The organism is Actinomyces marseillensis (assembly GCF_900155605.1).
Taxonomy (GTDB): domain Bacteria; phylum Actinomycetota; class Actinomycetes; order Actinomycetales; family Actinomycetaceae; genus Pauljensenia; species Pauljensenia marseillensis.
This window is the reverse complement of record NZ_LT707420.1, coordinates 43,275-63,494: the sequence shown is the minus strand read 5'-3', so window position 1 is coordinate 63,494 and position 20,220 is coordinate 43,275. Positions and strand designations below refer to the sequence as shown.

Below are 20,220 nucleotides of genomic sequence, written 5' to 3'. Positions count from 1 at the left end.
TACCATTGAAGTCATGACTGATTCGCCTGTTGACGATACCCCTGAACAAGTACAAATTCGCGCTGCCAAGCGTGCACGCCTCATGGAAGCAGGGATTCCCGCCTACCCTGTGAAGCTTCCTATCACCACGACCATCGCAAAGGTCCGTGAAAAGTACAGCCATCTGGAAGCTGGTGAAGAGACCGACGATATCGTTGCTCTCTCTGGCCGTGTGGTTTTGGCACGTAACGGTGGAAAGCTCTGCTTTGCAACCCTCATGGATGGTGCGGGCAACAAGATCCAAGTGATGCTCTCTGCCGCCTCGGTTGGTGTAGAGTCGCTGGCTCAGTACAAAAACGACGTTGACTTGGGTGACTTCCTTTATGTTCACGGTCGCGTGATTTCTTCCAAGCGCGGCGAACTGTCGATCTTCGCTACCCCGGCTGAAGTGACTCCCGAGGCCCAAGCTGCTTACGACGCGGCCCCGACTGCACTTCCCGCTCCTGACGCCTCGTGGGCGATTGCCTCAAAGGCCCTACGTCCTTTGCCGAAGACATGGACGACCGCGGAGGGTGAAGAAGTTACTCTTTCGGAAGACCAGCGAATCCGTCGCCGCGAGCTCGACCTGATCACCCGTCCTGCTGCGCGCAATATGATCCGTATCCGCGCTGCGGTGAACCGTTCCATTCGTGAGAACTTCTTCCGCCGTGAATACATTGAGCTCGAGACTCCGATGCTCCAAGTCATCCACGGTGGCGCTTCGGCACGTCCCTTCATCACGCATATGAATGCGCTGGATATGGACCTCTATCTGCGTATTGCAACCGAGATCTACCTCAAGCGCGCAGTCGTCGGTGGCGTGGATCGCGTCTTCGAGATGAACCGTAACTTCCGTAACGAAGGCATGGATTCCTCTCACAGCCCCGAATTCACCTCGCTGGAGGCCTACGAGGCCTATTCCGACTACAACGGAATGGCTGCTCTGACCCGAAACCTTATCCAGCAGGCTGCTCGTGATGCCTTTGATCTTCCCGAAGGTCAGGAAATTGTCACTCTTGCTGATGGCACCGAGTATGACCTTTCGGGCGATTGGGACCACATCGACCTGTATGGCTCGACCTCAGAAGCTTTGGGTGAAGAGATCACGGTGGATACGCCTCGTGAGAAGCTGCTTAAGTACGCCGATCAGATCGGTATTGAGGTTGATGATTACGCAGTCAATGGCAAGATCGTCGAGGATATCTTCGAAGAGCTCGTTGCCTCGAAGCTGTGGGCACCGACCTTCGTCTACGACTTCCCCGAGGATACTTCTCCGCTGACCCGTTACCACCGTTCGCGTCCGGGGTTGACTGAGAAGTGGGACCTGTATGTTCGTGGTTTTGAGACCGCAACGGCATACTCCGAGCTCGCTGATCCCGTCGTTCAGCGTCAGCGTTTTGAAGCGCAGGCTCTGGCAGCTGCCAATGGTGATCCCGAAGCCATGGTTTTGGATGAGGACTTCCTTATTGCCATGGAGCAGGGCTTCCCGCCCTGCGGTGGCATGGGCATGGGAATTGACCGCCTGCTGATGGTGCTGACCGGACAGGGAATCCGTGAAACGATCCCCTTCCCCTTGGTGAAGCGCTTGGGCTGAGTACGTAAATGCGGCCGGCTTTCGTCAATTGACGAGGCCGGCCGCCTTTGTATGTAGAGAGTGCACCTAAGCGCTGGTGGGTACTATCTGAAAACGCAGCGATAAAGCGTCACGGGTGCGGCTTAGGCGTGCATGCGGTGGCGGATCAGGTCAAGAAGCTCTCGCGCAGCGCCGTCATCCAAGACAAGATCGGTGATGACTCCCGCGCGTAGAGCTCCCAGAAGTGGGAGAGCCTTCGAAGCGCCCGCAACGACGGCAAGACGCCTCGGAATCTTCTTCAAGGTTTCAGGGAAAGGACCCGAAGCACGACGGTTTAAGTCCATATCGGTTGAACCGTCCTCGCGAATGAGGACCGTGCACACGTCGCCCACGACGCCATCTTCTTGCGCCTGAGCGATTTCATCAGCATCAAGGAATCCGCCGGAGTACACGCGTGAAGGGAGACGCGCGGAAAGAGAACCGACACCGAAGAGAGCGACATTTGCCGAATCGATCGTTGCAAGTACGGAGGTAATCGAGCGTTCTCTCCACAATGCTTCTTTAGTTTCTGGGAAATCAAAGAATGCGGGAACAGGGAAGTGAACCATGCGTGCGCCAAGTGCGGTCGCAGCGCGTGAAATAATTGCGTCGGCGTAGGGAAAGCCGGATTCTGTTGCTGTTGCTGCGCCGTTGAGCTGGACAACCGTAGACCCCGGAAGGTTGACTCGAGGTAGACACCGTGTGACCTCGGATGTCGTGTTACCCCAGGCGATTCCTAAAGTGTCACCGGGCTTTAAGAGATCAACTAGTCGTTCTGCAGCGACGCGAGCAACGTTGTGGAGGCGATTGACTTCGGTGTGAATATCGTGGACGGGAACAACCGAAGTGTGGACTCCGAAAACCTCGTTGATCTGCCCTGATAGCGAACCCCGGTTCCCGGGAGTCGCGGCGACAGAAATACGGACCAAGCCCGAATTGCGTGCGTAGGTCAGTAAGCGGGAGACGGATGAACGTGACACACCGAGGTGGCGGGCGATGGTTTCCATCGTCTGCCCCTGGAGGTAGTACATCGAGGCTGCTTCATGCGCCTGTTCGTCACGTATCGTCACATTTCCTAGTATGCCATGCACAAGCGTGCAGCGGGATATATTTGATGAATCGCGTGTTTACGCCAAAAGTGAGCATGTGAACCTCGTCAATTCGTGAATGGGGGATCCTCAGGCCTGAACAAACGTTCATTGAAATTATGGTGCGTAGGCAATGAATGAGATACTAGAAGGATTCTTGGATCGCGCTTCGTTGCGCGGTGTTCCTCGTGTTTGGGGAACATCGTCATCGCTGCCGCAATCTACTTTCTCGCTTGCGCCCGAGTAGTGCACAACGACGTGACAGCAACTCTGAAAGGACATTCATGACTACCGAAAAATTTGTCATGGCGATCGACCAAGGAACAACCTCCACACGAGCGATCATCTTCAATCACTCCGGTGAAATTGTCTCCGTTGGGCAGAAGGAATTCACTCAGATTTTCCCCAATCCAGGATGGGTAGAGCACGACCCGATGGAAATTTGGGGTTCTGTGCGAACAGTTGTTGCCGAAGCCTTGCAAAAGGCAGAAATTAACCGTCACTCTCTTGCGGCTGTTGGAATTACAAACCAGCGAGAGACCACCGTGGTGTGGGATAAGAACACCGGAGAACCTGTCTACAACGCAATCGTCTGGCAAGACATGCGGACCTCCGACATCGTAAAAGAACTCGAGGGGGAGGAAGGACCTGATCGCTTCCGTCAGATCTGCGGCCTCGGGCTCTCACCCTATTTCTCAGGCTCAAAGATTAAGTGGATTCTCGACAACGTTGAGGGAGCGCGTCAGCGTGCCGAGGCCGGGGACCTCCTCTTCGGCAACACCGACTGCTGGGTTTTGTGGAATCTGACGGGCGGGGTCAATGGCGGTGTGCACTGCACCGATGTCACCAACGCCTCGCGCACGATGCTTATGGATATCCGTACGCTTCAGTGGCGTGAGAACGTATGCGAGATCTTCGGGATCCCCATGTCGATGCTCCCCGAAATCAAATCGTCTTCTGAGATCTACGGCTATGGACGGAAGAATGGCTTGCTCATCGATACCCCGATCTCGGGCATCCTCGGTGATCAGCAAGCTGCAACTTTCGGCCAAGCATGCTTTGAAAAGGGCATGGCGAAGAACACCTACGGAACCGGCTGCTTCATGCTGATGAATACCGGTACCGAGCCGGTCTTTTCTGAAAACGGTCTACTCACAACAGTCGCTTACAAGATCGGCGACCAGGATCCGGTCTACGCCCTCGAAGGCTCGATCGCCATCGCCGGTTCGCTCACCCAATGGATGCGCGACAACCTGGGACTCATTGAAGAATCGAAGGATATTCAGGCACTTGCTCAGACCGTTGACGATAACGGGGGAGTCTACTTCGTCCCGGCATTCTCAGGACTCTTCGCCCCCTACTGGCGTTCGGATGCGCGCGGGGCAATTGTGGGACTGACTCGCTATGTCACTAAGGGACACATCGCCCGCGCCGTCGAAGAGTCGACGGCATTCCAAAGCGCCGAAGTCCTCGACGCAATGAACGCGGATGCGGGAGTGCCACTCAAGGAACTTAAAGTTGACGGTGGAATGACGCATGACAACCTCGTCATGCAGTTCCAAGCCGACCTATGTGGCGTAGACGTTGTTCGCCCGAAAGTCATTGAAACGACTGCGCTGGGCGCGGCCTACGCGGCTGGAATTGCTGTTGGTTACTGGACAGGAACCGAAGACATCGTGGCCAACTGGCACGAAGGAAAACGCTGGACTCCCACGATGGATGCCGCCGAGCGTGATCGCACATACCGTCTGTGGAAGAAGGCCGTGACCAGAACTTTTGATTGGGTCGAAGAAGACTAGGTGACGGGGCGCGCGTAAAAACACTCAACGGGATCCTAAGGGCAAGATAGGATTGCTCTATGGATCCCGTTGACGTCGAAGAGACCTACCTCCTGATTGATGGCGAAAATATTGACGCCACCCTTGGCCTATCCGTTTTAGAGCGCCGCCCCACTCCCGAAGAACGACCCCGTTGGGATCGTATTCGCGAGGCGACTGAACAGCTCTGGGACCAGCACGTGCGCGGCCTGTTCTTCCTGAACGGGAGTTCTGGCTACTTGCCCATGGGCTTTATTCAAGCGCTACATGCGATGGGCTATCGTGCGCTGCCCCTGGCGGGTCCCGAAGATATGAAAGTCGTTGACGTTGGTATCCAACGCACTCTCGAGGCGATCGCCCACAAGGGCGTGGGGTCAGTTATTTTGGCCTCACACGACGCGGATTTCCTTCCCCAAATTCAAGAGCTCCTTGAGAACGGGCATCGCGTCGGGATCATGTGCTTCAAGGAATTCCTCTCGAGTCAATTCCATGAGCTTGAGGATATGGGACTCGAAATTATCGACCTCGAATACGATGCGCATGCCTTCCAAGTTCAGCTCCCGCGCATTCACATCATCGACATCGATGCCTTCGATCCCTTCGACTACATCTAAAACGCAAAAGTGTGGGCCCTGGAATCCAGGGCCCACACTTTTTATGTAATGAATCAGTTCTGCTGCTTCAGTGCTGCAAGACGAGCTTCAATCTCGACCTGCGAAGCATCGGTCTCGAGCTCGGCAAACTGAGCGTCGAGCGAAGATGCGGCGACCTCTGCCTTGCCCTGCGCAAGTGCCTCAGTGCGACGAACCTTGTCCTCGAAGCGTGAGAGTTCGGAAGAAGGATCGAGGATATTGATCGAGGAAACGGCATCGGTCACCTGTGCCTGAGCCTCGGCTGCCTTCTGGCGAGCAACAAGCTGATCGCGCTTGATCTTGAGCTCTCCAAGCTTGTCCTTCATCTGCGTCAGACCGGTCTTGAGCTTCTCGACAACTTCGCGCTGAGAGGCAATGATGGGCTCAGCGGTCTTTGCTTCGCCTTCGAACTGGATCTGCTTGCCGATGGCGACGCGTGCGAGGTCGTCCCACTTCTGTGCGCCAGCCTGATCGCCGGCCGCGCGCAGTTCCTCAGCCTTTGCCGAGGCCGCGGCTGCCTTGCGTCCCCAGTCTGCGGCGACTGCGACGTCTTCTTCGTGATCCTTTTCAGCCAAGCGGAGGTTGCCAACAGTCTGTGCGACTGCAGTTTCTGCTTCTGCAATGGAGTTCGTGTAGTCACGAATGAGCTGGTCGAGCATCTTCTGCGGGTCTTCAGCGCGGTCGAGGAGCGCGTTGATGTTGGCCTTGGCCAGCTGCGAGATGCGTCCGAGAATGGTCTGCTTTTCCGCCATTGTTTTCTCCTTGGGATGCGGGAAAGGGATGTTGGTTGAACTATACCTTAATTAGAACGAATCGGTGTGACCTGATCCACTGGAGCCGCCAAAGCCTCCTGAGGATCCGCCAAAACCACCGAAACTGCCGCTATTGCTGGAGCCTCCGCCACCCCAACTTGATCCGCCCCAACCGCTATCCCAGGAACGACGGTGTGAGCCGCCCGAGGAAAGGATGCTGTCGAGAACCGACCAGACCAGGGCTCCGGTGAGGCCATCCGCAATACGGCTTCCGGATGACGGCTGGGGAGTAGTGAGCGGGGCTGTCATAGCTGACTGTGCGTAGGAAATTGCAGTGCGTGCTTGGGCGGCAGCGCTCTCGTCGTTGCCCTGGTTGTGGAATGAGTGGGCATTTTGGAGTGCGGAGCGCGCAAAAGAAAGCTGGGAACGTGCATCGAATCCGACCAAGGATCCGTGGCTTGTAATGTGCTGGTTCGCGCGTGCAACCTCTGAATCAGCCTGCGAAAGGAGCGCGTCGATTCCCGATTGAGCACGCTGGGCGCGTTCTTCGGCGCTACGCAGGGGAGCCAAGGCCTCGTCAAGCGCAGCCTCTGCAAGACGCAAGGATTCCAGAGCAGCAAGAGGATCACCCTGGCCGTTTTGGGCAGCGTGGCCGCCGCTAATGGCAGCCTGAGCCGATTCGACCAAGGGCTTGAAGGCGACTGGATCGGCCTTCAAGCGAGTGACATCAGAAATATCGGAAGTGATCGAGCCGATTGCAGCGGTCAGAAGCTCGGACGAACGGGCAAGCTGGTCGGGTGCTTGGGTAATCGATTCAAGCTGGTGGCGAGCAAGAGCCAGAGCGCGGCGTGCAACTTCTAGAGTCTCGTAGGCGTTTTGTCCGGACTGCTGAGCTGCGAGAGCTTCCTTTGCGCTTGTCTCAGCTTGATCAAGGAGCGCGCGGGCTTGGTCAGGGCGACCGATTAAGGAAGCGATGGCCTCGGCAGAATACGCAAGCTTGAGGGTCTGCAGATCCATCTGCGCCTGCGAAATCTGATTGCGTGTCTGCGCAATCGACTCGAGAAGATCACTGACCTGCTGGCCGATATTTGCTTCCTTATTGCGGCGCTCGGTGAAGGTTTGCTTTTCTTGAACGAGCTGGTTCATTGCCGCGTTGAGGCGGTTGATGAAGTCATTCATTTCCTGGGTAGAAACGGGATTCGATCCGTCCTCATTTCCGCGTTGCAGGGCGAATCCACGGCTGACCAGGGCTCGCGCGTTGTCAATTGCACTGGAGAAGGAAGCAACGGCATCGGGGCCGAATTGAGCGCGAGCAAATTCGATCTCATCCTCGGCTGCGCGCACGACATCGTCGGCGTCAAGAAGCATGCGTGCAAGGTCCAGGGTCGACTGGACCCTTTGCTGTTCCTGCGTGCCGACAACGGTCTTTCGTGTCTTGCGCTGCGAACGCGCGATGGCCGTGACGAGGATAATCGGGAGGAGAATCAAGAATAAGAGAAAGAGAAAAATAGAACCCAGCGGGAAGGCCGAACTATCGCTTGTGCTGGTAGACGAACGCGTAGCTGCACTTGTTGCCCTTGTCTTTGTTGTTGTCACTCCGCTGGACTGGGCGGTCTTCAAGCTCGAAGAGTAGGCCTGAATTGCCGAAACGACAGTGTCTGCATCAAGTGGATTTGCTTTCCCAAGTTCCGTCTTCGCGGCAGCGAAGGCGCTGACAACCGCGGAGTCAGCGATACCCTTCTGGTCGGTGTTTCCGCAGGTCGCTGCAACGCGCTGCTCTGTGGCAATCACAAGGACAAGAGAGGCGTTAGACAAACCGGATTTGGTTCCCGCGGCCTCGCACCACTTCACCGGAGCCTGATCAGAAAAGTCTTTAACCAAGACGACGTAGGCGTCCAGGCCACCTGACTTAAGCTTGCTGAGGCTTTGGCTGGCAGACTGTGCCTGAGAATCAGACAGGAAAGAATGCGGGTCTGTGACAGTCGAGGTGATGGTCACGGGGGAATCGGCGTGAGCCATGCCAATTGGCATGCAAACGAACGCAATTGCGGCAAAGAGCGCAATACACCGGGAGCGAAAACCGTGGTAAAACATAGCCACTAGCTTACGACGATGCGGCGGCTGAGTGGAGAGCCATCTATGATGGTGGTTACGTCGTAAACCAAATGACAAAGGAAGGAGTGCGGAAATGCCCACTGGTAAGGTGAAGTTTTTTGATGCCGAGCGCGGTTTTGGTTTCATTACAGGAGAAGACGGTGAACAGGTTTTTCTGCACTCGTCAGCTCTTCCTGAAGGAGTGATTCCTCGTCCCGGTACTCGTGTCGAGTACGGAATCGCTGACGGACGCAAAGGTCCGCAGGCACTATCTGTTCGCGTGATCGCCGCGCCGCACTCTGTTGCGCGTGCACAGCGTCGCAAGCCTGAAGCAATGGTTTCCGTCGTCGAAGACTTGATTAAGCTGCTCGATGCCTCTTCGGAGTCTTTGCGCCGTGGCCACTACCCGGAAAACGCTGCGAAGATCGCGAAGGTCATGCGAGCCGTTGCAGAGGATTTTGATGCCTGAAAAGAACACTTCCGCTCATAACCGCGTGGATGCTCAACTAGCCCAAGCGGTTGATTTCGCGCGCGAAAACGCCCTCGAAATAGCGGGAGAATCTTCACTCGGTGAATATCTATCGTTTGAGATGAACGCAGAACGTCTGGGTACGCACTACTTTGCGTGTACGGACGCGGGTTATGTGGGGTGGCGCTGGTCTGTGACCGTGACGCGAGTTCCTCGTTCACGCAAGATCACCGTTTGCGAAGTCGATCTGGTTCCTGGCGAGGGATCGCTTTTGGCTCCCGAATGGGTTCCCTGGGAGGAACGCCTTCAACCCGGTGACGTGAGTCGCGATGATGTCTTGCCCTATCGTGATGACGATGACCGTTTGGAATCGGGTTTGGAAGACAGTGGTGAGTATCCGGATCTTCCCACCGATCGTGAACTCGGTTTAGGGCGCGTTCGCGTGCTTTCTGCAAAAGGACACGATCAGGCCGCCCAGCGCTGGTACGAATCAGAGCGAGGCCCCAAGCGTGGACGGCGTCCGAAGCAGACCTGCTCGACCTGCGGCTTCTTGATGAAGATGGCCGGCTCGATGCGCCTAGCCTTCGGAGTATGCGCAAATGAATGGGCTCCGGATGATGGCTGCGTCGTCAGTTTGGATCACGCCTGCGGTGCGCACTCGGAAACGGATGTCCCCAATAACGGGACAGATTGGCCGGTTCGGCCCTCTCGTGTGAACGACTTCCTTGTCGAGTCTGAACGCATTGACGCTTAAACAACCTGAACTGGTTCTAAACAAGAACTATAAGCAGGTCAGTGACTCAAATCAAAACTGGTCTCGCCAGGTGAAGAACGCTTCACTTTGAGGGTTTTTTCAGCGAAAATTTGGGGAGTGAGCACACAAGAAAAAGCGCCCACGAGCGCGAAGCCACTAAATTCCCTTGACGCTTTCTTCCACATTTCTGAACGTGGATCCACTGTTGGCCGTGAAATTCGAGGTGGCGTGGTCACCTTCTTTGCAATGGCCTACATCCTTGTTGTTAACCCGTTGATTCTTTCTGCTGCCCTGCCCGAGGGTAGCTCCATCACTGCCCCTGGAATTGCTGCCGGCACCGCTTTGGTTGCCGGCATCATGACTATTCTCATGGGTGTGGTCGCAAACTACCCGCTGGCTCTGGCCGCGGGTATGGGCTTGAATGCCATCGTTGCTTTCACACTTGTTCTGGGAGCAAAACTGACCTTCCAAGAGGCCATGGGCCTGATTTTCTGGGAAGGCATCCTCATTACGGTCTTGGTTCTGACCGGATTCCGCGAGGCCGTTTTCCGCGCGGTTCCCTACCAGCTCAAGACCGCAATCTCCGTTGGTATCGGCCTCTTCGTCTCCCTGGTTGGTCTGATTAACGCGGGTATTATCCGTGCAGGTTCAACCCCGGTTCAGTTGGGCATCAACGGATCTTTGGACGGCTGGCCAACTCTGGTCTTCGTTTTCGGCTTGGTTGTCACCATTATCTTGTATGTCCGCAAGGTAAAGGGTGCAATGCTGATCGGCCTGCTCTCCTCGACCGTCTTGGCCGTCATCTTGCAGGCAATCCTTCACCTGCCTGCTAAGAGTGAAACGACTCCCACCGGCTGGGGACAAACTATTCCCTCCCTGAGTGGTTCGCCCATCTCGATTCCTTCCTTCAACTCCCTGTTCCAGATTGACTTCATCGGAGCTTTCAGCAAGCTCGGCGCCGTCTCGGTGATCCTGCTGATCTTCTCCCTGATGCTCGCGGACTTCTTCGACACCATGGGAACCATGGTCGCCGTGGGTGCTGAAGGCGACCTCTTGGATAATGGCGGAAACCCCCCTCACTCCAGCCGCATCCTCCTCATCGACTCTCTGGCTGCCGCTGCAGGTGGTCTGGGTGGCGTTTCCTCAAACACCTCCTACATCGAATCCACCTCGGGTGTGGGTGAAGGTGCACGTACGGGTTTGGCCTCGGTTGTCACCGGTGTCCTCTTCCTGCTGTCGACCTTCCTGTCGCCCCTCGTTCAGCTGGTTCCGACCGAGGCCGCTTCGACCGCTTTGGTCTTCGTTGGCTTCTTGATGATGGCTCAGGTTCTGGAAGTCGATTGGAAGGATCCGGAGTTCGCAATTCCCGGATTCCTCACCATCGCTTTCATGCCTTTCGCCTACTCGATCTCGGCGGGTATCGGTGTTGGCTTCATTGCCTACACGGTCATCCAGATTGCCGTTGGTAAGGCGCGCAATATTCATCCGCTGATGTGGCTGGCGTCGATTCTCTTCGTCATCTACTTCCTCTTGGGTCCGATCCAAGCGGCCCTGGGAGCCTGATCCTGATCCTTCCTCGCGTGGGGGTGAGATACGAGTGATCGTGTCTTGCCCCCACATGTTTATCCCAGGAGATTCCCCTTGTGGCGTATTCTCAAATGAAGACGAAACGAAAGTAGGGGAGTTCGTGTCAACGACGTTTCAATCCATGCAATACCGAAGCTTTCGGCATTGGTTCATTGCCAATGCCCTTGCGGCTTCGGCTCAGTGGATGCAACGCGTTGCCCAGGACTGGCTGGTTCTCACGGTCCTGACCGATAATTCTTCGTTTCAAGTCGGTATTGTTACGGCCTTACAGTTTCTGCCGCTCTTACTCTTCAGCCCGTACGCGGGCGTTGTCGTTGATCGCGTGGACCGTAAGACAATCATCCAGATCACTCAGTGTTCTTTTGGTGTTTTCGGTCTTTTGCTGGGGGTCATGGTCTTCACGGGGCATGCGAGCTTGTGGCTGGTCTACCTTCTTGCGTTTGGCGGGGGACTTGCGGCGGCTTTCGATTCACCGGCTCGCCAGGCTTTTGTTTCGGAGCTTGTCCCTGCGAGGTCGATCACCAACGCGGTCGCGCTGAACTCTGTTGCCTTTAACTTCGCTCGCCTGATTGGCCCGGCGATCTCGGGTTTGATGATTGATTGGGTTGGCGAGGCCTGGGTCTTTTTCGTGAACACCGGGATCTTCCTTGTTGCGGCGATGTTTACGACCTCGATCCGTCATCGCGATCTGGTTCCGCGTCGGCCGGTTCCTCGCAAGAAAGGGCAGTTGCGTGAGGGTTTGGTCTATCTGCGAGGCCGCCCTGACCTTTTGTTGATCATCCTTGTCGTTGGCGTTGCCTCGGCTTTGACACTCAACCAGCAATTAACGACCGCGGTCATGGCGACAAGCGTGTTCCATAAGGGCGCGGGACAATACGGTATTTTGGGAACGCTGATCGCGGTTGGTTCTTTGTCTGGTGCTCTCTTTGCTGCTAGGCGTAAGCTGCCTCGTTTGCGTTTGGTTATGGGATCGACGATCGCTCTCAGCATTGTCTCAACGATTCTGGCATTTATGCCAACCTACGAAACCTACGCGCTGATGTGTATTCCGAATGGCTTTGCCATGATCACGATGCTGACCGCTGCGAATGCCACAGTGCAGACAACCACTATCGAAGAGATGCGTGGACGTGTCTTGGCCCTCTACGGCATGGTTGTTATGGGGTCGACCCCCATCGGTTCGCCTTTCGTCGGATGGATTGGTGAAGTGATCGATGCTCGTGCTTCGATCTGGGTCGGTTCGGTTGTTACTTTGATTGTTGCTGTTATTGCGACGGCCTGGAGCATGAAGCGGTGGAATGTAAGCGTTCATCTTCACGCCAGTGCGCATCCCATTGAGATCGACAACCCGCATGCTCACCATGGTGAAGGCGAAGGGAATTGATAACACTCGCCTATCCCAATTAGGGGTTTGAGTGGTACCCATGACACCCTTAAACACGCGGTTTTGTGCGCTTGAACACGCGTAGCAGGTAGAAGTATGTACCCTTGGGGGCAGTACCTAGCCATGGAGGAAACCGTGAGCGACCTGATCGATACCACTGAAATGTATCTCAAGACGATCTTCGAGCTCGAAGAAGATGGAGTGACGCCTCTGCGTGCCCGCATTGTTGAGCGATTGGGGCACTCTGGCCCCACGGTCTCGCAGACGGTGGGACGAATGGAGCGCGACGGCCTCGTCCATGTGATGGGGGATCGCAGGCTGGAATTGACAGACTTGGGGCGCGCAAAGGCGGTTGAGGTGGTTCGCAAGCACCGCCTCGCAGAGCGCTTGCTGACCGACGTCATTGGTTTGGACTGGGCGTGCACGCACGAGGAGGCCTGCCGCTGGGAACATGTCATGTCGGACCAGGTTGAAAAGCGCCTCGGCGAAATTCTCAATAACCCGACGACGGATCCCTACGGAAACCCCATTCCTGGTACCGATGCTACGTCTACGGGTATTTCAATGGAGCTCGCACTGCGGATGGGTGGTGCAAATTCTGCGGTCGTTACCCGAATTGGGGAGCCCATTCAAGCAGAGACCGAGCTCTTGGCTGACTTTGCCCGTCTCGGGGTTGTTCCGGGGGCGGAAATTGCCTTTGAAGCGGATGCTCGCCAAGTTCTTCTTGAGGTCACTCGCGCTGCGGATGGGAGTTCGGTAACACAAACCGGTGCGGTTCAGCTTCCGCTCGCACTTTCTCCGCATTTGTTCGTCGATCTGAATTGACCCCTGATCAGCGTTTCTGGAAACTGCCTGTAAAACCTTAAGAAAACCTGTAATATGTTCGTCATCCTTTCGTTACATTCGCGTGACATTTCGAGGATGCTACGCTAGACTGAAACAAGGCGAAAAAGCCGACCGCTCTTCGTTCACCGAGGTTGAACCGCGAAGAGATTGGGAAACTGAGGTTCAACGCGGGGAAACCAATTCCGACCCTTTGGGGTCTTGGGGTGAAGCTTGGGAAACCAAGCCGGGCACTCCCGCCCGAACCCGACAGCTCACCTCGCAGGTCTAAGAGGAGAAAATTGTGACAACAGCAAAGCCTGCCCCGCGGCACCGCAAGGCCCGCCGCCCGATGGCCCCTGTTTTCGACCTGGCTGACACTCTCACGTCGTTCAAGACTCCGCTTCGTGGCACTGCCGTTGCGTCAGCTGCTGGACTTGCACTGACTGCTGTCGTCGGTGGAGCTGCAACTGCAGCCCCTACCGCTCATGAAGCTGCGGTCGATACTTCCACAAACACCGCGACCGTTCTGCCTACGACTGTTTCGGTCCCGGATATCGCCTGGTCTGCTAGTGACGAAGTTTCCGCTTCGGCTGAAGCCCCGGCCGCTGTTGCAACGACGAATGCTGCTTCGCGTGATTACACTCGCGCGGATCTTGGCGCTTCTGCGACTTCGTCTGCTGCAGTGAACCCCTCGGGCTCGGACATCGTCTCGATCGCGATGTCTCTCACTGGCATTCCTTACGTTTACGGTGGCTCAACCCCCGCGGGCTTCGACTGCTCGGGCTTCACCCAGTACGTCTACGCCCGGGCTGGTATCTCCATTCCCCGTACTTCCGGCGCACAGGGTGCAGCAGGCACCTTCGTCTCGGCTTCCGAGGCTCGCCCCGGTGACTTGGTGTGGCACGCCTACGGACACGTGGGCATCTACGCCGGTAACGGAATGGTTATCGAAGCAACGACTCCCGGCTCTGTGACGAAGATCCAGCCGCTGTGGGGCAACTACAGCTTCGTGCGCTACTGAGTTTTCCTGTGTGAGTGAAGGGGTCGCTTCTGCGGCCCCTTCACTATTTCTCTGGGGATATCCTGAACCCCTGACATTTCAGCTTGAAATAGGGCAAAATAGAGGCGACGGCAATCACGAGGAGGTAGTCATGGGGACATCAGAAGTGATTTTGGTCGGAGTCGATGGCTCAAAGGAGAGCTACGCAGCAGTTAAGTGGGCAGCTGAGCGTTCAAAGGTACGTGACTGCCGCCTTCACATCATTTGTACCTACGCGGTCGCGTCCTATGCAGCAGCGACTCTCGATGGCGGGTATGCGGTTCTTGATGATGCGGCTCTTAAGGAAGGCGCATCTCAAATCGTTCAGCAAGGCGTCGATCTTGCGCGTGAAATCGGTGCAACGAACGTGCATGGAGTTGTCGAGGCCGGAGATCCCGCGGGTATCCTCATCGATATGTCCAAGGAAGTCGACCTGATCGTTGTGGGATCGCGCGGCGGGGGAGGTTTCGCGGACCGTCTGCTGGGAACGGTCTCCTCTGCTCTTCCTGCACACGCGAAGTGCCCGGTCGTCATTGTTCCGCGTCATACCTCCGGTAAGGGATTCACCCCGGTTGAGAGAATCGTTGTTGGTTCCGATGGCTCGGAGGGCGCAACCTCTGCTCTGAAGCGGGCAATCGACGAGGCCGAGCTGTGGGATGCTCGCCTGACGGCGGTCGCAGCAGTGCCGATGGCAACGGGGACGGCCATGATGGCGTGGCTTCCCGCAAATATTGACCGCGATGCCATGTTGAAGGACGTCAAGGAAGGCCTTGACGCGGCTGTCGATCAAGCGCTGGACGGACGCTCACGCAAGGTTGCGCGCCATGCGCTTGATGGGTCTCCCTCCTCTTTGCTCATCGAGTTCTCGACCGCGGTTGATCTTGTTGTTGTAGGGACTCGAGGCCGTGGCGGTTTCGCCGGGATTTTGCTGGGATCTACCTCGCAGACGGTGATTGCGCACTCGACCTGCCCAGTTATGGTTGTTCCTTCGAAGCATCACGACGTTCTGCCTGATCCCGCACAAGAGTGGACAAGGCGCTGAACCCTCCCGCTCCTTGGCGTTTCGGTCGCCTCTGAGAAAGAGCTGCGTGAAATGGTAGTCTATGGGGGTGCGCCCTCGTAGCTCAGGGGATAGAGCACCGCTCTCCTAAAGCGGGTGTCGGACGTTCGAATCGTCTCGGGGGCACTGAAGATACAAAAACGGCTTGGTTTTCAAGTCGTTCTTGTATTTTTCTATTCGGAGAGAACTTCCCAGATTTGCGCGGTTGCACCATCGGGGTAGTGAAGAAATAACGCAAAGCAGCATGGGGGAGAAGTGAACAGGGCGATTGGGCGGCTGCTGAGCCATCCTCTCACGCGCAATTCCGCTTTCATGCACCTGTGGGCGGGCCAGACCGCAGCCGAGTTCGGTTTCCAGGTAGCCACTCTTGCAACCTCTGCAATCGCTATCTCTCTATTGCACGCCACGGAGTCTGAAATCGGTGTTCTCACCGGTTTGCAGACACTCGCATTTCTCCTGATCGGCCTCCCCGCGGGTGCGTGGGTTGATCGGTGGCGTAAACGCCGGGTCATGATTGTTTCTGATCTAGCGCGGGTTTTTGCGCTGATTTCGATTCCGATCGCCTATGAGTGGTTTACGCTGACACTCACGCACCTGATGATTGTTGCTGCGCTCTTAGGGCTTGCGACAGTCTTCTTCGATGTTGCCTATCAGTCCTACGTTCCGGCAATCGCATCCACACGGTATATCGCGGCTGCGAATGGGCGGCTCGAGGCCTCGTACCAGGTTGGCGCCGCGGGTGGCCCTGGTTTAGGTGGCTGGCTTTTGGGGGTCTTTGCGCCCCCCTTGGCCTACGTATTTACCGCAGCAACTTACGTGTTTTCGACGGTGGCGATTTGGCGGATTCGAACACCTGAGCCTAAACCCGAGCGCCCTAGTGCTTCGTTGTTTGCGCAAATCCGCGAGGGGTTGAGCTTCGTTCGACACGAGCGTCTGCTTTTTCCCCTGTTCTTGTGTATCTCCTTTGCTGCTTTTACGGGTTCAGGGTTGCGAGTTCTCTTGCCGATTTTGGTGCTTCGAACACTGGGTATGAATGCGACGCAACTAGGGGTACTTCTGAGTGCGGGAGCGATTGGCGGCATTTTTGGCGCGATGACTCGTTCCCTGTGGCTTGGGCGCCTAGGGATCGGGCGTTGCATTGTGATCACTTACGTCGTTGGAGTCTCGATCCTTGTCTTGCAGCCGGTAGCGCTTCACGTGCCCGAGATCGCTGGCTGGGTGATTGCCGGTGCGGGAGTGGTTTACTCGTACTTCATTACCATCTACAACGTGACGCAGATGAGTTTGCGGCAGGAAATCTGTCCCAAGTGGATGCTTGGGCGCATGAATGCGACCTTCCGTTTCGCGGTGTGGGGAGTGATGCCCCTGGGATCGGTCGCTGCTGGTCTTCTTGCGTCTGTTGTGGGTGTCGAAGCTGCAATGTATGTCTTTGTCGCTCTATCGGTTCTGGCTGGGATTGCGATGAGCTTTACTCCCGCCGCTCGCATTCGCGGGGTCAGTGCTGCTGAAGACCTCTCCTGAACCCGTGGGGTTTCGCATAGTGGGATTTTCTTCTAGAGATTTCAAGCTGAATTTTAACTGGAAGTAGTTTTGGGCTGCAGGGTCAAAAACTTGTGAGTAGAACGGAATAAGTTCGGCTATATCGGGGCAATAATGATGTTTCACTCAAGAAAAGCTGGGTTGCGGCTGATTGTTGCAGTGATAGCATTCAGATAACTGTCGCTCAATGACACCTCCTGAAGAAAGCTGTTGCCATCATGGATCTTGACGTTATGAGCGTGAGGACGCGCCGTGTCCCGCTTGCGACTGTAGTTGCCTGCTCGCTTGTGGGGGTAGGTGCGCTGACAGGGATTGCTTCTCTTGCTGCGCCCGCGCAAGCTGCAGAGATCAATGCCATCACGAACGCGACGATTCGAAATAGGTCCACGCCCGCTGGCCCGAACTATGTCTATGACAATTACAATCTGACTTTCGCCTTTGATACGACTGGTAAGACTGTCGCTGAAAATGACACTTTGAGCATTCAGCTGCCCAGTGAGCTTCGCACTCGAGCCGCATCTTTCAATGTGACAGATCGGGACACTGGGGGAGTGGCGCTCACATGTTCGATTCCAGCAGGTGAGGGTCAAGTCTTAAGCTGTGCCTTCACTGACTATGTGACGACGCACGACAATGCCAGGGGTGATATTCACGTTGTGGCAGATATGGTTCGTCAAACGACTACTGATACTTTCAGCTTCACGATTAACCACAGTGTTGAGATTGATGCGACCGTTCCAAACGGAAATATCGTCAAGAATCCGAATGGCTACGCTCCTGAGACCGCGTACAAAAATGGATGGCAATTGCATGAAGGTCACACAGAGCGTTTTACGTGGGAAGTCTCTATTCCTGAGCGTCAGATCCAATCGGACACCATCAGCGTCACTGACACCTTTGATACTGCCCATGGCGGCTACAAACTATTCAATGAGCCCGGAGCAAATGCCTGGCAGCGGACGCGTCTGTATAAGTGGAATTCTCTTGATGACTTTAAAGCTGATCCCGAGCATCAGAACTATGCCGAAAGCATTAAAGTCAATGGCTCGGTTAATGGCGGTACATTCACTCTGACTGAAACTTCTGAAGGATTCGTAGCCTCATTCCCGAACTCAAAGAACGATGCGTACTACCTGCTCAAGTACTACACAGAACTGAATGTTCCCGCTAACGCAACAATCGGAAGTACCTTCAAGAACACTGCAGTCGTGAACGGGCAGGTTACCGAAAAGACGATTGCGATTGAAACAGTTGGGTGGGGAGACGTTGATGGAGAGCTGAAGGCTACGCCAACGCCTACCCCTACTCCGACCCCGACGACGAGTACGCCGGTGCCGACTCCGAGCGTGACCCCCTCTACGCCGGCGCCTTCGCCAAGCACCTCTAGCCCGACCCCCTCGGTGAGGACCTCTACTCCGACACCGTCAGCGACGACTCCGCAAACGAGCTCGCCAACCCCCTCGCCTTCGGCCTCGACCACTATCACTACACCTGTTCCTCGCCTCAGCACTCCGCCTCGTCCGAAGGAAGCGCTTGCGCATACCGGAGTCAACTCTGGGATGGTGCTGGGCAGTGTAGCGTTGCTGCTGGTGTTTGGAATGTCTCTGCGTCAAGGTCGCAGCAGGCTCTAAGTCAAGACGCTTAGTCTGCCCTTGGAGACTCATTTGTGGAGCTGTGTCGCTCTCCTCGATGGGGCTCGAGTTTTACGGTGAACAATTTGCGAAAAGTTAAAACTGGGATTTCCCTATGAGCATTTACACATGAATTGCGTATTGTTCCCGAAAACTCGGCAGAATGCTCGCGTCTTGGCCCTGAATAATTATTGTTTCCGCAATTTAGTCTGGGGTAATGCTGAAGGTCAGCGTGCTAACCTGTTGATATCTGGTCACGTGAGTGACGCTTCTTGAGAAAGATTTAAGTTCATGATTTTCAATGCTTCAGGCGCGCGTTTCCGCCGTGCCTCGATTGCAGGTGCGCTGATCTGCGCACTCTCCGGTGCTGGTGCGATGACGGTGATGACCGCGTCTCCATCTCGCGCGGATCACATGCCCGTCGAGGTCAACCATGTCGTCAAGAACGTCGTAATGAAGAACCGTTCAACTCCGAATGGCCCCAACTATGTGTGGGATAACTTCACGATGGACTTCAGCTTCGATACGACTGGTACGGATGTTTCCGAAACGGATACTGTCACCATCCAGTTGCCCAGCGAGCTGCGCACCCGCGAAGCCTACTTTGATGTCACCGACAAGAACACCGGTGGTGTCGCAATGAAGTGCGTTATCCCGGCCGGCGTCGGCCAGACCCTCCACTGTGCGTTCACTGATTACGCCGATGAGCATGTCAATATGAAGGGCGACATTCACGTCCTCGCCGATATGACTCGCGCGACCACCTCAACGCACTTTGAGTTCACGATTGGCCATGACATCGTCCTGCCTGCGGACATTGAAAACGGCAACGTCATCCCGAACACGAACGGCTACGCTCCCGATACTCCGTGGAAGTTTGGCTGGCAGCTGCACGAGGGACACAAAGAACGTTTCACCTGGGAGGTCTACATCCCGGAACGCAACATTCACTCGGGCACCATTTCAGTGACTGACACCTTCGACACTGCCAATGGCGGTTACAAGCTGTTCAATGACCCCTCAACGGATCCGAATGCCTGGCAGCGAACGCGCTTGCTCAAGTGGAACTCTCTTGATGACTTCAAGGCTGACCCGAGTCACCAGAACTACGTTGAGAGTATTCCCGTTGGCGGAGCGGTCAATGGTGGTACCTTCACCATGACCGAGACTTCGACTGGCTTCGTTGCTTCTTTCCCGAACTCCAACAGCGACGCGTACTACATGATCAAGTACTACACCGTGCTGAATATTCCGGAGAATGCAAAGCCTGGAAACGTCTTCAATAACAAGGCCGACGTCAACGGCATGACTGCTGAGCGCAACATTGCGATTGAAACAGTTGGCTGGGGTGACCTCGAGGCTGATCGTCGTCCCACCCCTCCGACGTCCACAACCTCGACCCCTCCGGCAACCACGGTGACCCCCTCGCCTTCTGAGTCCACTACCGAGGCCACACCCTCCCCGAGTACGTCGACTACGCCTTCGCCGAAGACCTCCCTGGCCCACACCGGTGCTATGACCGTTCCTGCAATTGGACTTGGAGCATTGGGACTGGCACTGGGCGTCGCGCTCATGCGTCGTCGCGAGCAAGCCTCGGCCTAAGGCGAGTAAGCAACTTCGTGTAGAAACGAAACTATGATCATGGGCCCCATCCGAAAGGATGGGGCCCATCGCTTTGCCCCAAATTACCGATGATCAGGGGCTATTTGTCTGAATGTGTGCTGTTGGTCAGTTCAAGCTCCTTGGAAAGCTGAGGGTTCGAGCAGTCTCGCTTCTGTCAAGATGTTAATTTTTTACGCTCTGTCAGAAACTGAGACTTCTTGAAGAATATTCAGGAATGTACCGGGGAGGATTTTCGGTTTGGCTGCAAAGAACGTTGGAATTACGCGGATTTAGGGGGTAAAAAATTGTTGTTTAGG

The 20,220-nt window shown here is 55.7% G+C and carries 16 protein-coding genes, 1 tRNA gene and 1 riboswitch; of the genes, 14 read left to right on the top strand and 3 right to left on the bottom strand.

All coding sequences use genetic code 11. The annotated features are described in order from the left end of the window. The first annotated feature begins 13 nt into the window (after positions 1-13). Positions 14-1,612 carry a lysine--tRNA ligase gene (locus tag BQ8011_RS00235; RefSeq protein WP_072456496.1) on the top strand — a complete coding sequence of 533 codons (1,599 nt, stop codon included), beginning with the start codon at positions 14-16 and terminating at the stop codon, positions 1,610-1,612. A gap of 122 nt (positions 1,613-1,734) precedes the next feature. Here BQ8011_RS00235 and BQ8011_RS00230 read toward each other — a convergent pair whose 3' ends face one another. Next, positions 1,735-2,661 carry a sugar-binding transcriptional regulator gene (locus BQ8011_RS00230; RefSeq protein WP_072457788.1) on the bottom strand — a complete coding sequence of 309 codons (927 nt, stop codon included), beginning with the start codon at positions 2,659-2,661 and terminating at the stop codon, positions 1,735-1,737. 341 nt (positions 2,662-3,002) lie between these two features. On the opposite strand from BQ8011_RS00230, the gene glpK reads away from it, so the two are divergent. Beyond that, positions 3,003-4,517: a glycerol kinase GlpK gene (glpK, locus tag BQ8011_RS00225; RefSeq protein WP_072456493.1), complete on the top strand. Its 1,515-nt coding sequence runs from the start codon at positions 3,003-3,005 to the stop codon at positions 4,515-4,517. A 59-nt stretch (positions 4,518-4,576) separates the two neighbouring features. After that, complete coding sequence (locus BQ8011_RS00220; protein ID WP_072456491.1) at positions 4,577-5,149, top strand: NYN domain-containing protein; 573 nt, start codon at positions 4,577-4,579, stop codon at positions 5,147-5,149. Between the two features lie 53 nt (positions 5,150-5,202). Here BQ8011_RS00220 and BQ8011_RS00215 read toward each other — a convergent pair whose 3' ends face one another. Together BQ8011_RS00215 and BQ8011_RS00210 are read right to left on the bottom strand one after the other, a co-directional pair. Then, positions 5,203-5,919, bottom strand: coding sequence for a PspA/IM30 family protein (locus BQ8011_RS00215; RefSeq protein ID WP_072456488.1), 717 nt, complete (start codon positions 5,917-5,919; stop codon positions 5,203-5,205). A 51-nt stretch (positions 5,920-5,970) separates the two neighbouring features. Continuing rightward, positions 5,971-7,938, bottom strand: coding sequence for a TPM domain-containing protein (locus BQ8011_RS00210; protein ID WP_231945318.1), 1,968 nt, complete (start codon positions 7,936-7,938; stop codon positions 5,971-5,973). Between the two features lie 169 nt (positions 7,939-8,107). Here BQ8011_RS00210 and BQ8011_RS00205 point away from each other — a divergent pair, with 169 nt between their 5' ends. The 11 genes from BQ8011_RS00205 (at position 8,108) to BQ8011_RS00155 (ending at position 19,903) form a co-directional block, all read left to right on the top strand. Next, complete coding sequence (locus BQ8011_RS00205; RefSeq protein WP_034502221.1) at positions 8,108-8,482, top strand: cold-shock protein; 375 nt, start codon at positions 8,108-8,110, stop codon at positions 8,480-8,482. Next, positions 8,475-9,236, top strand: coding sequence for a DUF3027 domain-containing protein (locus tag BQ8011_RS00200; RefSeq protein ID WP_072456485.1), 762 nt, complete (start codon positions 8,475-8,477; stop codon positions 9,234-9,236). Before BQ8011_RS00205 ends, BQ8011_RS00200 begins: the two co-directional genes overlap by 8 nt. 117 nt (positions 9,237-9,353) lie before the next feature. Next, positions 9,354-10,799 carry an NCS2 family permease gene (locus BQ8011_RS00195; RefSeq protein ID WP_072456482.1) on the top strand — a complete coding sequence of 482 codons (1,446 nt, stop codon included), beginning with the start codon at positions 9,354-9,356 and terminating at the stop codon, positions 10,797-10,799. A 124-nt stretch (positions 10,800-10,923) separates the two neighbouring features. Then, positions 10,924-12,207, top strand: a complete 1,284-nt coding sequence (locus BQ8011_RS00190) for an MFS transporter (RefSeq protein ID WP_231945317.1) — start codon at positions 10,924-10,926, stop codon at positions 12,205-12,207. A 135-nt stretch (positions 12,208-12,342) separates the two neighbouring features. Further along, positions 12,343-13,032, top strand: a complete 690-nt coding sequence (locus tag BQ8011_RS00185) for a metal-dependent transcriptional regulator (protein ID WP_072457784.1) — start codon at positions 12,343-12,345, stop codon at positions 13,030-13,032. A gap of 164 nt (positions 13,033-13,196) precedes the next feature. Further along, a riboswitch (cyclic di-AMP (ydaO/yuaA leader) is annotated at positions 13,197-13,333 on the top strand. Further along, complete coding sequence (locus BQ8011_RS00180; RefSeq protein WP_072456480.1) at positions 13,334-14,053, top strand: C40 family peptidase; 720 nt, start codon at positions 13,334-13,336, stop codon at positions 14,051-14,053. A gap of 130 nt (positions 14,054-14,183) precedes the next feature. Next, positions 14,184-15,113 (top strand): universal stress protein, encoded by a 930-nt coding sequence (locus tag BQ8011_RS00175; RefSeq protein ID WP_072456478.1) that lies wholly within the window; start codon positions 14,184-14,186, stop codon positions 15,111-15,113. Between the two features lie 71 nt (positions 15,114-15,184). Continuing rightward, positions 15,185-15,257: transfer RNA gene (locus BQ8011_RS00170), tRNA-Arg, on the top strand. 129 nt (positions 15,258-15,386) lie between these two features. Beyond that, a complete protein-coding gene (locus BQ8011_RS00165; protein ID WP_268753774.1) occupies positions 15,387-16,652 on the top strand; it encodes an MFS transporter in 1,266 nt (421 codons plus the stop codon). 236 nt (positions 16,653-16,888) lie between these two features. Further along, positions 16,889-18,301, top strand: coding sequence for an Ig-like domain-containing protein (locus tag BQ8011_RS08965; protein WP_072456476.1), 1,413 nt, complete (start codon positions 16,889-16,891; stop codon positions 18,299-18,301). 291 nt (positions 18,302-18,592) lie between these two features. After that, positions 18,593-19,903: an Ig-like domain-containing protein gene (locus BQ8011_RS00155; protein ID WP_072456474.1), complete on the top strand. Its 1,311-nt coding sequence runs from the start codon at positions 18,593-18,595 to the stop codon at positions 19,901-19,903. Positions 19,904-20,220 lie beyond the last annotated feature (317 nt).

What these genes read in the sequence shown, in the direction of transcription:
- BQ8011_RS00235 (WP_072456496.1), top strand. Translation starts at nt 14, where the DNA reads ATGACTGATTCGCCTGTTGACGATACCCCTGAACAAGTACAAATTCGC.
- BQ8011_RS00230 (WP_072457788.1), bottom strand. Translation starts at nt 2,661, where the DNA reads ATGTACTACCTCCAGGGGCAGACGATGGAAACCATCGCCCGCCACCTC.
- glpK (WP_072456493.1), top strand. Translation starts at nt 3,003, where the DNA reads ATGACTACCGAAAAATTTGTCATGGCGATCGACCAAGGAACAACCTCC.
- BQ8011_RS00220 (WP_072456491.1), top strand. Translation starts at nt 4,577, where the DNA reads ATGGATCCCGTTGACGTCGAAGAGACCTACCTCCTGATTGATGGCGAA.
- BQ8011_RS00215 (WP_072456488.1), bottom strand. Translation starts at nt 5,919, where the DNA reads ATGGCGGAAAAGCAGACCATTCTCGGACGCATCTCGCAGCTGGCCAAG.
- BQ8011_RS00210 (WP_231945318.1), bottom strand. Translation starts at nt 7,938, where the DNA reads ATGGCTCACGCCGATTCCCCCGTGACCATCACCTCGACTGTCACAGAC.
- BQ8011_RS00205 (WP_034502221.1), top strand. Translation starts at nt 8,108, where the DNA reads ATGCCCACTGGTAAGGTGAAGTTTTTTGATGCCGAGCGCGGTTTTGGT.
- BQ8011_RS00200 (WP_072456485.1), top strand. Translation starts at nt 8,475, where the DNA reads ATGCCTGAAAAGAACACTTCCGCTCATAACCGCGTGGATGCTCAACTA.
- BQ8011_RS00175 (WP_072456478.1), top strand. Translation starts at nt 14,184, where the DNA reads ATGGGGACATCAGAAGTGATTTTGGTCGGAGTCGATGGCTCAAAGGAG.
- BQ8011_RS08965 (WP_072456476.1), top strand. Translation starts at nt 16,889, where the DNA reads ATGGATCTTGACGTTATGAGCGTGAGGACGCGCCGTGTCCCGCTTGCG.
- BQ8011_RS00155 (WP_072456474.1), top strand. Translation starts at nt 18,593, where the DNA reads ATGATTTTCAATGCTTCAGGCGCGCGTTTCCGCCGTGCCTCGATTGCA.